This window comes from Glaciimonas sp. Gout2, assembly GCF_035018905.1.
Classification (GTDB): Bacteria; Pseudomonadota; Gammaproteobacteria; order Burkholderiales; family Burkholderiaceae_D; genus Glaciimonas.
In genome coordinates this window covers 25,066-39,028 of record NZ_JASJXA010000001.1, presented here as the reverse complement: position 1 = coordinate 39,028, position 13,963 = coordinate 25,066, and the positions used below count along the sequence as shown (strand labels likewise).

Here is a 13,963-nt window from a genome sequence, read left to right as displayed (position 1 = left end):
CCATGATTGTTCTCGGCGTTGAATCATCCTGTGATGAAACCGGCATTGCGTTATACGACACACAGCGCGGTTTGCTTTCTCACGCACTTTATTCACAAGTGGCGATGCACGAACAATACGGTGGCGTTGTACCAGAATTGGCGTCCCGGGATCATATTCGCCGCGCAATCCCGTTATTACAACAAGTATTGACTGAGGGAAACACGCATCTTGACGATATAGATGCCATCGCTTATACACAAGGGCCCGGATTAGCTGGTGCTTTGTTGGTCGGTGCGTCAGTTGCCTGCGGTCTCGGTCTGGCTTTAGATAAGCCAATGCTGGGCGTGCATCATCTGGAAGGGCATCTTTTGTCCCCGTTGCTGGCGAGTATTCCACCGAAATTTCCGTTTGTGGCGTTATTGGTGTCGGGTGGACATACGCAATTGATGCGTGTGGATGGCGTAGGGCAATACACTTTGCTTGGTGAAACGTTAGATGACGCTGCGGGCGAAGCTTTTGATAAATCGGCCAAATTGCTGGGTCTTGGTTATCCCGGTGGACCAGCAATATCGCGTCTGGCAGAGTTTGGAGACCCAACAGCGTATCAATTGCCGAGACCAATGTTGCATTCAAAAAATCTGAATTTCAGTTTTTCTGGCTTGAAAACAGCGGTACTGACCTTGGTGAAGAAGCAAACGATCAATATTTGCGAGCAGGATAAAGCTAACATCGCGCGCGCTTTTGTGGATGCTTTGGTGGAAGTTCTGGTGGTCAAATGCATTGCTGCCTTAAAACAGACAGGGCTTAACCGCTTGGTAATCGCCGGGGGCGTCGGCGCTAACCTGCAATTGCGCGACGCGTTAAATGCGGCTGCGGTGAAGCGGCGTTTCAAGGTGTTTTATCCTGAACTTGAGTTCTGTACCGATAATGGCGCAATGATTGCTTTTGCCGGTGCAATGCGTTTGCAAATCAGTCCGGATGCTGCGCAGCGCGATTATGCATTTAATGTGCGACCGCGCTGGCCGTTAGATCAGATAGGGATATGAACAGAAATGAAGAAAATTGGCGGCTAGGCGTATAATGCTGGACTAAATGCTGGACTGTAATGCAAAAGTGTGCTGATCGTACGACAGTTACACACCCCTATCGATTCAACTTGAAACTAGTCGGACGTTGCTGTTAGCGCCTTTGACATGATGTAAAAGTTGACACGAAATCACGAATTCTTTGAAAGCAATAGTGCCTTTAGGCGAATGAAAATTCGTTAATGCCACGTCTATATACATGAATGATATAGCGTGAAAGGCCGCCAATTACTATGCCTGACACTCAGTCTGAAAAGCAACAAGAAATTATCATAGCGTCCGATGCGGAAGCATTAGAGGCATCCATTAAATTTACAGATTTTGGGTTGTCTCCAGACATCTTGCGGGCGCTGAGCGATCAAGGATATGTCAACCCGACGCCTATTCAGGCCCAAGCCATTCCGATCGTTTTACAAGGTCGGGATGTGATGGGCGCGGCCCAAACCGGCACCGGTAAAACGGCAGGATTTGCGCTCCCGATTATTCAGTTGTTGCTGGCGCACGCCAACACCAGCGCCTCACCAGCACGGCATCCGGTCCGCGCCTTGATTTTGACGCCAACCCGTGAACTGGCGGATCAGGTTGCCGAAAATGTTAAAGCCTATTGCCGTCATACGGCATTGCGTGCAACGGTGGTGTTTGGTGGTATTGATATGGCCCCACAAACTGCGGCACTGCGTTCAGGTATCGAAATTGTGATTGCAACGCCGGGTCGTTTGCTGGATCACGTTCAACAAAAAACCATCAGCTTGTCGCAAACGCAAATTTTGGTGATGGACGAGGCTGACCGCATGCTTGATATGGGCTTTCTGCCCGACTTGCAACGGATTATTAATCTGCTCCCGAAAGAGCGTCAGAGTCTGATGTTCTCAGCTACGTTTTCTGCTGAAATCAAAAAACTCGCAGGTAGCTTCCTCAAAAATCCGGTCACCATTGAAGTCGCACGCAGTAATGCGACGGCTGACAATGTCACACAAACGATGTATCGGATTGATGATCAGGCAAAGCTGGACGCGGTGTCTTTTATTATCCGCGAACGCAATCTTAAGCAGGTCATCGTGTTTTCGAATACGAAAATCGGCGCATCACGTCTGGCCAAGCATCTGGAAAGCGAAGGCGTTAATGCTTCTGCGATCCATGGTGATAAAAGCCAGAACGAGCGGATGGCAGCGCTGGAAGCTTTCAAGCAAGGTGCGATTGAAGTGTTGGTCGCGACCGATGTTGCCGCTCGCGGTCTCGACATCGCTGAGCTACCATGCGTGATTAACTTCGATTTGCCTTATAACGCGGAAGATTACGTCCATCGTATCGGCCGTACCGGTCGTGCTGGGGCGTCGGGCGATGCCATTTCGCTGTGTACTGATAAAGATGAGCGGTTGTTGGTAGATATTGAAAAAATGATCAAGCACAAGTTTGTTCGTGCTGAGTTGGTGGGCTTTGTGGCGAAGGCACGCGTGGTTGAGCGTGAGCGTTCGCCGCGTCGTGATGACGGTGATTCGCGTGGCAATGCTCGCTCAGATTCACGTTCAGATTCACGTTCGGACGCTCGCTCGGACAGCAGAACCGACTCACGTTCAGGATCCTCGGATCGTAGCAGCCAGCATACGCGTAGCGCCTATACATCGTTGCCGCGCAAAGAGAAAATTGATCCGTGGTTCTTGAAACCGTACGAACCTACGCTTTCGTCAGTTGAGAGCGCGCAAAATAGTCAGTCAGGTCTTCCGGTCAAGCCTAAAGGAAAGCTTGCCGCGCTATTAGGCGGAATGCCTAAGCGCTAAGCCAGGTTATCCACAAGGTGAAATAAGTGTGCCAGTAAAATGCCCAGGCAAATTACTGGCTTTTATGTGCCACCGCCTAAAAAAATGCCATCGCAGTATGAGAGACATAGAACGTTTTGCTTCGAATCTGCTACCGTTTTAGTTGATGTTACGGCGCTCTACGCGCTGACTAGCCCAGGCTGCAATGGCAACGGCCCAGAATGTTTCAACTGAGGCAACGTGGCCAATTTCCAATCCTAGAAACCATGCGGCCTTGACCAGCGTTTGAAGTGGTTGGCTCAAATCCAGCGGTTGTGCGTCGTATTGTTTGGATAATTTTTCACCGTTGGCGTTGGTGATAACCGGCACATGCAAATAGCTTGGTGTTGTCAATCCCAGTTGCCGTTGCAAATAAATTTGTCGGGCGGTGGAATCAAGAAGATCCGCACCACGCACAACATGTGTCACACCCTGATCTGCATCGTCGACGACCACGGCAAGTTGGTAGGTCCAAAATCCATCTGCACGTTTCAGCACAAAATCGCCGACCTCTATTGCAAGATGCTGTTGCATTAACCCTTGCCATCTGTCCTCAAACCTGATCAGTTCAGCCGGGTGACCGGCATCGGGTACCAGCAATCGATAGGATCGGGTCGGCTTGCCAACTGGCAGTCCTTCCCTGCAAGTGCCAGGATAAACTGCGGCACCATCGGACGCGACACCAATTTGTGAGTCGACGATTTCACGGCGCGTACAGCCGCATGGATAGGCTAGTCGTCCTAGTTTGTCAAATGCCGCCTGGTACAAATTTGTGCGACAGCTTTGAAATACTACCGGCCCATCCCAAGCCATCTGTAGTGTCGATAACGCTTTTAAAATCGCATCGGCTGCGCCGGACGCAGTGCGTGCTTCATCAACGTTTTCCATCCGCACCAGCCATTGACCCTGATGCGCTTTGGCATCGAGATAACTCGCCATAGCGGCAACCAGCGAACCATCATGCAATAGCCCGGTCGGGGAGGGAGCGAAACGTCCAATGTATGGGCTTGCGTTGAGCATTGTTAAGTAATTAGAAAAAAATAAGGATCTGTATTTGGCATTGACTAAGGCCACTCAATAAAATTCTGCACGGTTCCAGGATCGCTCAATTGATTAATAAACCATTTAAGAGATTTTCCTAAGACCGGCGTTCGCCATGCGATTTGCGATTTGACGCCCGGTTTTGCCTCCAGTGTTTCTTTTTCAATCAAAGCGCCCGATAAAAAATAAGGAGCAGCCAGACGACGCGGCAAATGGCCGCATCCCAATCCGTTCAGTTGTGCTTGCAATTTTGTCGACATCGTCGGTACGGTTAAGATATCTTGGCCGATTAACAGTCCGGAGGTAATGCTGGGTAAAACGCGTCCCGTGTCGCCGACTGCAACCGCCCTGTACTGTTGGATCGTATTAGCGGTCAAGGGTTCCGGTGCACACGCCAAAGGATGGTGCGGCGCAACCGCGAAGGCCCAGTCGGTGAGGCCTAATTGGCGTGTCTGGAAATCTCCGCTCATGCGCACGTAGTCGGGTCCGTCATGTGGCGCGCCAATGGCCAGATCGGCGCGATCATTGATCAGGGCTTCCCACACACCGGAAAGGGCCTCATGAAAAATGCGCAAGCGCGTTCCTGCATTTTCACGATCAAAAGCGGCGATCACTGGCATGAGTGTCTCGAACGGCACAATACTATCCAATACGATCCGCAGTTCAACCTCCCAGCCAGTCGCGGTACGTTTTACGCGCCGCTCCAGTTCTTGCGCTGCCTGGAGTAAGTGACGTCCTTCGGTCAATAGTTCGAGACCGGCAACTGTGAGTTTGGCGCGATGACCGGTTCGGTCAAACAATAAAACATCCAGATCTTCTTCTAACTTGCGGATACTATAAGTGAGCGCTGACGGCACCCGATTGAGTGCTATGGCGGCGGCGCCAAAGCTTCCTTTGCGGTCAATGGTATCGATGATCTGCAATGCTTCGAGCGTCAAATTCATGGTTCGCTTAGCGCCGTGATAGTAAAGTTTATCGATTTACCGCATTATGGAATAAATGAATGATATAGCTAAAATTTGAGGTGCCCATCAAAGGATGGTTAAATTAACTCTTATTTATTGCTGCCGTCGATCTCCACCCCGTTCTGCGTGATGTGTGATCTGTATACAGATTAGAAAAAAGCCCATCCGAATCAATGATGAGCTTTTATGTCTGTCAACGTGCGTAGTGGCTATGTCGTTTATGGAGTCGACGTGATTTCTGGCACTGTTGTGTCTTGTGCCGACATTTTTTTCATTCGATTGGTGGCGCAATGCGGGCAAGAGACGCCGATGATGTATTCCGGCGATAGTTGTTCGCGGGGGGTCACGACAGTGCGGCAGATGAAGCATTGCGAAGCCGCTGTTTCTTGAAGCTGAGGATTGAGCGCTGTTCGGTAGTCGAACACAAAGCAATCACCGTTATAGTGCGCGCCGCCGCATTCCTCGAAATACTTAAGAATGCCGCCATCTAGTTGATAGACGCTGTCAAAGCCAATCTCCTGCATATGAATAGCGGCTTTTTCGCAGCGGATACCACCGGTGCAAAAGGTAACAACAGTTTTGTCGATCAATGCTTCTTTGTGGGCAGAAATGACTTCCGGAAATTCACTAAACTTGTCAATGCGATAATCGACCGTGTTTTCGAAAGTGCCGACATCCACCTCGAAACCGTTACGCGTATCGACCATGACCACAGGACGACCATTGTCATCGTGGCCTTGGTCCAGCCAGCGCTTGAGTGTTTTCGGCGCAACAGAGGGCGCACGCCCTAACTCCGGTTTAATCAAAGGGTGTTTCATCGTAATGATTTCCGCCTTTAACTTCACCAGCATGCGTGTAAATGGCTGATTTTCTGAATAACTTTCTTTTACTTCGACATCAGCGAAGCGCGGGTCTGACCGTAGCCAGACTAAAAACTGATCAATTTGTTCGCGGAAGCCCGCCAAAAACATATTGATGCCCTCAGGACTCAGCAGAATGGTCCCTCTTAGCTGAAGTTGAGTACAGGTTGCCAGAAATTCCGCGCGCTTCTCTGCGGTATCATCGAAAGTGATAAATTTGTACGCTGCAATGTTGACGTAAGTAGGTGTGGACGACATAAGCTTGATTCTCTGAGGTTCTTTGAAGTTTCTGTAAGTCATTGATTTAACAGTATTATAAACGCGGCGCGACTTTTCAACGTGATTTGCTGTGCGAAAGCCGATTCAGAGCGGGTGGCGGGGTAAAATACGGGCTATGACGACACCGCAATTTACCCATCTCCGCCTGCATTCCGAATATTCAATCGTCGATGGCTTAGTCCGCATCGATGACGTAATTAAAGCCGCTGCAGACGATCAGCAAGCCGCATTAGGAATCTCCGATCTCGCCAACCTGTTTGGCATGGTCAAGTTTTATAAGGCTGCGCGCAGCAAAGGCGTTAAGCCGATCATTGGCTGCGACGTCTGGATCACCAACAACGAGGCACGCGATAAACCATCACGTTTACTGTTGCTGGTGAAGAGTCGTGTCGGTTATTTACAGTTATGTGAATTGCTGTCCAAGGCATGGATAGAAAATCTACACCGCGGCCGCGCCGAAATTCGCTCCGAGTGGCTGGAAGACCTTCAGCACCAATCGGGTGGCAACGGCCTGATCGCACTTTCCGGAGCGCATTTTGGTGATGTCGGTATCGCCATTGATAACGGTAATCTGGCAGCGGCTAAACGTTGTGTCCAGCACTGGATGGGTATTTTTCCCGATAGTTTTTATATCGAAGTGCAGCGTGCTGATCAGCCGAATATGGAGGCGAACGTGCGCCACGCGGTTGCGCTGGCATCCGAACTGCAACTGCCGGTGGTAGCAACGCATCCGATTCAATTTCTTGATAAAGAAGAATTCATTGCGCACGAGGCACGCACTTGTATTTCTGAGGGCGAAATGCTGGCAAATGCGCGGCGCGTGCGACGTTTCAATGATCAGCAATGCTTTAAAACCCAGGCCGAAATGGCGGCGTTATTTGCTGACATGCCGGCCGCATTGCAAAACTCAGTAGAGATCGCCAAGCGTTGTAACTTGTCGCTGCAACTGGGCAAGCCGCAACTCCCGGATTTTCCGACGCCCGAAGGTATGTCGATTGGTGACTTCCTTGATGAGCAGTCAAAAGATGGGCTCGCGATGCGCATGGTGCATCTGTATCCAGACCCTGAAAAGCGTGAAGAGAATCGTCAGCGTTATGAAGATCGGTTGAAGTTTGAGATCGATACCATCGTCAAGATGGGATTTCCCGGCTATTTTCTGATCGTTGCCGAATTCATTCGCTGGGCTAAAGAGAATGGTGTGCCGGTTGGGCCGGGCCGGGGTTCTGGCGCTGGTTCACTGGTGGCGTACTCACTTCAAATTACCGATCTTGATCCGTTGCGATATAACTTGCTGTTCGAACGGTTTCTGAATCCGGAACGGGTTTCTATGCCCGATTTCGATATCGACTTTTGCCAGGAAGGCCGTGACCGGGTTATCCAGCACGTTAAGGATTTGTACGGTAAGGATGCTGTCTCCCAAATTGCGACTTTCGGAACGATGGCCGCAAAGGGTGCGATTCGCGACGTTGGCCGTGTTCTTGATTTTGGCTACAATTTCTGTGACGGTATTTCCAAACTGATCCCGTTCAAGCCGGGTAAGCACGTGACGATTGCGGACGCTATTAAAGAAGAGCCGATGCTGGCCGAGCGTCTGGAAAATGAAGAAGAGGTCAAGCAGCTATTGAGTCTGGCGCAGCAGGTTGAGGGCATTGCCCGCAACATCGGCATGCATGCGGGTGGCGTACTGATTGCGCCGGGCAAGTTGACCGATTTCTGCCCGCTCTACACGCAAGGTGGTGATGCCGGTGTGGTGTCGCAATACGACAAGGACGACGTGGAAGCGGTCGGACTGGTTAAGTTCGACTTTTTGGGTTTGACCACGCTGACGATTCTTGATCGTGCAGTGCGCTACATCAAACAGCTTGATCCAGCGATGGCTGACTTTAGTCTGGAAAAATTGCCGCTGAATGACCGTGCTTCTTATCAGTTGCTGACGGCCGCCAAAACCGTCGCCGTATTCCAGCTCGAAAGCCGCGGTATGCAAGGGATGCTGAAAGATGCGCGACCGGATCGATTCGAAGACATTATTGCGCTGGTGGCACTCTATCGTCCCGGTCCAATGGATCTGATTCCTGATTTCTGCAAACGTAAGCATGGCGAACGTTTTGATTATCCTGATCCACGCACCGAAGGAATTTTGTCGGAAACCTACGGCATCATGGTGTATCAGGAGCAGGTTATGCAGATGGCGCAGGTCGTCGGCGGTTATTCGCTCGGCGGTGCGGATTTGCTGCGGCGCGCAATGGGTAAGAAAAAAGCTGAAGAGATGGCCGAGCATCGTCAAATCTTCCGCGACGGTGCCGCTAAGGATGGTTTGAGCGAAGCCAAAGCCGACGAAATTTTCGATTTGATGGAAAAATTTGCGGGGTATGGTTTTAACAAATCACATGCCGCTGCGTACGCGTTATTGTCTTATCACACCGCTTATTTAAAAGCGCATCATCCGGCAGCTTTCATGGCGGCTAACTTGTCGCTGGCGATGGATGACACCGAAAAAGTAAAAATTCTGGTGGCGGACGCGCTTGATATCTGCAAATTGACTTTACTGCCACCGGACATTAATTTATCGGAATATCGCTTTACGCCCGAAGCTGAGGCAGGTAAAAAAGCGGCGTTTATTCGTTACGGTTTAGGTGCGGTTAAAGGTTCTGGTCAAAACGCGATTGAGGCGATTGTCGCAGCGCGAAACGTCAAACCTTTTGTGGATTTGTTCGATTTTTGTGTGCGGGTCGATAAACGTCAGATTAACCGACGCACGATAGAATCCCTGATTCGTGCTGGCGCATTCGATTGCTTTAAAGTGGATCGTGGCATTTTGTTGGCATCGGTGCCGCTGGCGATGGAGGCGGCTGATCAAAAACTTGCAGCGGCAAACCAGGTCAGTTTATTCGGTGGCGATGATAGTGATCTTGAACAACCGCCAGAGTATGTCAAAGCGATGCCTTGGACTGATAGGCAAAAACTCACTGAAGAAAAGTTGGCACTTGGCTTCTATTTATCAGGCCATTTATTTGATATTTATGCGCCAGAAGCCCGCCGCTTTGCGCGCACGCCTTTAGGTAATCTGGAGCCGTCACGCGATCCACGGACGCTGGCTGGCATTATTTCCGGCTTACGAACACAAATGACTCAGCGCGGAAAAATGGTTATCGTGACATTAGATGATGGCAGCGCATCGGTCGATGTAACCATCTACAACGAGCAATTCGAACCGAATAAAGCCTTCTTCAAGGAGGATGAGTTTTTGGTCGTACAAGGTAAAGTCTCGGAAGATCGCTTTAATGGTGGCTTACGCGTATCCGCAGAAAAAGTAATGGATATCGCGAATGCACGGATTCATTATGGTCGGCAGTTTGTTTTGTCGTTGACGGCATCCAAACAACAGATCGACGTCAGCGAACTGAAAACAATGTTGTCCTCGTATCGCTCTGAAGCTGGCTTGCCGTTGACTGTCCGCTATACCGGCGGCGGGGTCGGCTGCGAGATATTGTTTGGGGATGGATGGCGGGTCTCGCCTAGCGATGGTTTGCAAAGCTCTCTGGCTGAGAAGTTGGGACGGGAATCGGTATTGGTCGAATACTAAATAGTTACAATTAATGATTAATGACCGATGATTGATGACTATTTAATAATAGTCATCAATTTTTTAATTTTATCAATAATTAGCCCGACTTCGGGCGTGCGACTCGGAAGTTAAGTAACGCAACAAAAAAATATTCGGAGAAGAACTTTGTCTTATTTGAAATGGCCGGTAATTCTCGTTATTACGTTTTTTCCTGCGCTCTCGATTGTTTTGCATAATGCAGGTAACGCCGGTTTATATTTGCTTTTCTTGTCCAGCATTGTTGCTTTGATTTGCCGGTTCAAGCCGATGGGGGCAAGTTTCAGTCAATTGCTAAAGCAATACTGGCCGCTTCATCTTGCTATGGCTTCGCTGTTCTGTGCTGTACTTATCAATCAACTCGTCTCAGGAAGTTTTCAGTTTAAGCAGTATGACCGGGCGATCAGGCTCGCCGTATTTGCTCCTATTTTCTGGGTGATACTGAGTGTGCCACTTCGCTATCTCAAGAATGTGCAGTGGGCTTTTGTTGTCGGTGTGGTAGCGGCGATGATAAAAGCGTATATGTTAACTGACGCCGGCGTAAATCGCTTCGGAAATATTGGGTTTTTATCAACCATTGCATTTTCTAACATCGCACTCTTGTTAGGAAGTATGGCGTTAATTTCCTTCGGCTGGAATGATCGTCGTGACAAAGTTATATTTGCCTTAAAAGTATTGGCGTGTTGTCTTGGCTTATATGTGACCTGGTTAGCGCAAACTAGGGGAAGCTGGATCGCGATACCCTTTTTTCTAGTGGTCGCATTCATGTTTTTTAACAACATTCAACTGCGGAATAAACTGGCGATTGCGGTAATCGCACTGGGCATATTAGTTGGCATAGTGACGTTTAGTAGTAGCGTCCAAAACAGACTGGAAGATGTGAAAGAGGATGTCACTCTTTACACGGACGGCCAAAACGCTGACACTTCCGTAGGCATTCGCCTGCAACTATGGAATGCAGCATGGATCTTATTTAAAGAGCATCCGATCGTTGGCACAGGACGTGAGAATTACAGTAGCAATGTCAATGAGTTGGTATCCCGTAAAATAGTGAGCCCGGCGGCGGCGGCTTTTGCGCACTCGCACAATGAAATTTTGTTTAATATGGCGATTCTGGGCGTATTTGGATTGCTGGCGAGCATCTCGATTTATTGCGTGCCTGCCTACTATTTTTTGCGCGAAATCCGTCATTCTGATGAAGATATAAAGACTGCAGCAGCGTTGGGAGTGACGCTTTGCCTCGGATTTTTTATATACGGCCTTACCGATCTGATGTTCTTTTGGACCGTCCTCGGTGGATTTTACACAATGAGTGTGGCGACATTTCTTGCCTGTATCATTAAACGAAAAAAAGAACTTGAATTGACTCAACCATGACTGCACCATCGTATTCAACGTATTTCAAGCGACTGGCAACATTCCATCGTCCTTACAAAAAACGGTTGGCGTTGGCCTTCCTCGGAATGGTTGTCACCGCCGCGACCGAGCCGCTGGTGGCGTATATCTTTAAGGTTTTACTCGATCATGGGTTTGTCGAAAAGCCTTCGTTCCCGTTGTGGATGGTGCCGGTGGCGGTGGTCGGTGCGTTTGTTGCACGCGGAGCCTCCACATTCTTAACGACCTACATGACTAACTGGGTGTCTACGCGCGTGCTTAATACGTTACGGCGTCAAATGTTCAGTCGTTTGCTCAATGTACCGATTGATTTTCATGCCACGTATACCGTGGGACGCGTGATCAATTCGATTATGTTTGAAGTACAGCAGATCATTGACATGATTAGCAAACTATTTACGTCTATCGTGCGTTGTATTTTGACAGTTATCGGCTTACTGGCGTACATGTTGTATATCAGCTGGAGTCTGACGATTGTCGCGCTGGTGTTGATGCCGTTGATGATGGTTGTGGTGCGAACCACTGGAAAGCGCCTCAAGAAACTGAATAAAGATGCCCTGAACGTTAACGCGCAACTGACCCAAGTAATTGAAGAAACGACGCGAGCACAACAAGTCATCAAGATTTTCGGCGGACAGGATTATGAAAAAAAACGTTTCGAAGCGAGTGCTGATCATCTTCGACAATTCAGTATGCGGCTGACAACGACCTTTGCGGCGACTGTTCCGGTTACCCAAATCATGACCGCTTGCGCGATGTCCGTCATGATCATGATGGCATTGGTGCAATCCAGCCATAACCAGATCACGGTGGGTGGATTCATCTCATTTTTCACCGCGATGATTGCATTGTTAGCGCCGCTCAAACAACTGGCAGAAGTGAATGGGCCGTTGCAACGTGGGATGGCGGCTGCAGAAGCGGTATTTACGCTCATCGATAGTCAGGTGGAGCGCTCCGATGGCAAGCAACTTGATCAGCGTGCGCGTGGCAGGATCGATCTGGTCGATGTGAGTTTTTCCTATCCTGGCCAAGAGGCGCGGGCTTTGGATGGCATTAATCTGAGTGTTGAACCGGGCGAAACGATTGCATTTGTTGGGATGTCGGGTGGTGGCAAATCTACCCTTGTGAATTTAATACCCGGCTTTTATGCGCTGACCGGAGGCCAAATTTTGCTGGATGGCGAACCGATCGAAGATATTGCGCTGACGAGTTTGCGCGAGCAAATCGCGATGGTAAGCCAAAATGTTATCTTGTTCGACGACACGATTGCCGCAAATATTGCCTATGGCGACAGTACGCCGGATCGCGGTCGTATTGAGGCTGCAGCAAAGGCCGCTTACTTGACCGATATGATCGCGAGCCTGCCTGATGGACTGGAAACACAGGTTGGAGATAACGGTTCACGCTTATCAGGCGGCCAACGCCAGCGGCTGGCAATGGCGCGGGCAATCTATAAAGATGCGCCAATCCTGATTTTGGATGAGGCGACGTCGGCGCTGGATAGTGAGTCCGAGCGCGCTGTACAAGCTGCATTAGATAAATTGATGGAAGGCAGAACCACGTTTGTGATTGCCCATCGTCTCTCCACTATTGAGCGTGCCAGCCGCATTGTGGTGCTTTCTTCGGGGCGGATTGTTGAAGTTGGCACGCATGACGAATTGCTGGAAAAGCAGGGTGCTTACGCTAACCTGTATCGCCTGCAGTTCTCCAATGAAGTGGTGAATGTCGAGGTATAAATGCCGACAGTTAGGCGACCTGGTTTTGATCGATCATCGATCGCGCTAACGTACTTGAATCCTTTTACTTGAGTTCAAAATTTTATGGTTACACAGCTGGTTCCAAGCGATGTATTAAAAAAAGCGGATAAAATTTTGTTCATTGCTCATCTTGCTTTGGGCGATTTCACTTACTTGCAAAACTGTTTTCAGTCCTTTGCAGAAGCCTATCCGCACATCAAGATTCATATATGGATTGATGAAGTTCGCCGGACTAATCGACCTGAGAGTTGGGTGTTTTTAAAAAAGTATGCGTTGTACGATTGGGTCGCCGCATGTCCGTTTGTGACCAAGCTCTATAACCAGACTTATAGTCCGCCGTTGTTTCAGCAGTCCATAAAAGAAGCCCAGCAAGAAGCTTATCCGGTAGTCGTGTCGCTTTCAACGTTACGGCCGCCGATGTATGCGTCACTTGCCCGTGAAATCAGTCCACAAGGTTTTGTCGTGGGCATGAAAAAGTCGGCGAGTCTGTTTGCTGTACATAAACATTTGGCGTATCGAAAATTGGATGCGGCCCTTAATCCAGACGAGGCATCGGCACCAGGATTGCACATCAGCGATATTTACGCGGGCTGGTTCAAGCGCTTGTTTGGTATTGATACCTCCGCGTCCTCGCGATTGCCTTTTGTTCAGATTCCAGAGCGTTGGACCGATTACGCAAAGCAACAATTACGCGACTGGGGATTTGTGCGTGAGAGCGGCCAGACCGAAATCGAACCGAAGCTGGTATTCATCAATCCGTATGCAAAGACCAAGAAACGTTGTTGGCCCTTAGAGCGCGTAGTTGAACTGGCCCTGGCAATAAGAGCGCAGGACAGCTGGCGTAACACTGATCTTGTGGTGAACGTCGTACCCGAGGAAATGAGCGCTGCCAAAGCATTTTTTGCACAGCAAAAACTAGAGCGGTTTCAGCTTTTTAGTGCGCAGGAAAATTTCTTCCAGTTACCAGCAATATTACAAGAGTGCGATTTAATTATCTCGGTCGAAACCGCTGTGATGCATTTGGCCAATGCAGTGCACGTGCCGGTGATTGCGCTGATGCGCCAAAAAAATCCTGAGTGGGCGCCGGTTGATAAGGCAAATAGCATCGTCGTCAACGCACCCAATCGTAGGGATTGGGTGAGAGCGATTACCGTTGATCAGGTGATCGCTGTTTTGCCGCCCAATACCTGATTGATTTGACT

General features: G+C 49.4%; 9 protein-coding genes. 6 read left to right on the top strand and 3 right to left on the bottom strand.

Annotated features, from left to right (window positions below; translation table 11 throughout):
* Nucleotides 1-2 precede the first annotated feature (2 nt).
* Entirely contained in the window at nt 3-1,028 is a 1,026-nt protein-coding gene (gene tsaD / locus QN379_RS00160; protein WP_323505703.1) for a tRNA (adenosine(37)-N6)-threonylcarbamoyltransferase complex transferase subunit TsaD, read from the top strand.
* Between the two features lie 272 nt (nt 1,029-1,300).
* A complete protein-coding gene (locus QN379_RS00155; RefSeq protein ID WP_322236133.1) occupies nt 1,301-2,845 on the top strand; it encodes a DEAD/DEAH box helicase in 1,545 nt (514 codons plus the stop codon).
* A 138-nt stretch (nt 2,846-2,983) separates the two neighbouring features.
* Here the strand turns inward: QN379_RS00155 and gluQRS are convergent, their stop codons facing one another.
* The 3 genes from gluQRS to QN379_RS00140 all read right to left on the bottom strand — a co-directional run bounded on the left by gluQRS (nt 2,984) and on the right by QN379_RS00140 (nt 5,987).
* On the bottom strand, nt 2,984-3,883 hold the full coding sequence (gene gluQRS, locus QN379_RS00150) for a tRNA glutamyl-Q(34) synthetase GluQRS (protein ID WP_322236134.1): 900 nt from the start codon (nt 3,881-3,883) through the stop codon (nt 2,984-2,986).
* A gap of 44 nt (nt 3,884-3,927) precedes the next feature.
* Nucleotides 3,928-4,848, bottom strand: coding sequence for a LysR family transcriptional regulator (locus tag QN379_RS00145; RefSeq protein ID WP_323505702.1), 921 nt, complete (start codon nt 4,846-4,848; stop codon nt 3,928-3,930).
* Between the two features lie 239 nt (nt 4,849-5,087).
* On the bottom strand, nt 5,088-5,987 hold the full coding sequence (locus QN379_RS00140; RefSeq protein WP_323505701.1) for a sulfurtransferase: 900 nt from the start codon (nt 5,985-5,987) through the stop codon (nt 5,088-5,090).
* 136 nt (nt 5,988-6,123) lie between these two features.
* Between QN379_RS00140 and dnaE the strand changes: the two genes are divergently transcribed.
* The 4 genes from dnaE (at nt 6,124) to QN379_RS00120 (ending at nt 13,952) form a co-directional block, all read left to right on the top strand.
* Nucleotides 6,124-9,591: a DNA polymerase III subunit alpha gene (gene dnaE / locus QN379_RS00135; protein ID WP_323505700.1), complete on the top strand. Its 3,468-nt coding sequence runs from the start codon at nt 6,124-6,126 to the stop codon at nt 9,589-9,591.
* Between the two features lie 147 nt (nt 9,592-9,738).
* Entirely contained in the window at nt 9,739-10,986 is a 1,248-nt protein-coding gene (locus tag QN379_RS00130) for an O-antigen ligase family protein (protein ID WP_322236138.1), read from the top strand.
* Nucleotides 10,983-12,740, top strand: coding sequence for a lipid A export permease/ATP-binding protein MsbA (gene msbA / locus QN379_RS00125; protein WP_322236139.1), 1,758 nt, complete (start codon nt 10,983-10,985; stop codon nt 12,738-12,740). Before QN379_RS00130 ends, msbA begins: the two co-directional genes overlap by 4 nt.
* 84 nt (nt 12,741-12,824) lie before the next feature.
* Nucleotides 12,825-13,952, top strand: a complete 1,128-nt coding sequence (locus QN379_RS00120; protein WP_323505699.1) for a glycosyltransferase family 9 protein — start codon at nt 12,825-12,827, stop codon at nt 13,950-13,952.
* Nucleotides 13,953-13,963: the final 11 nt, after the last annotated feature.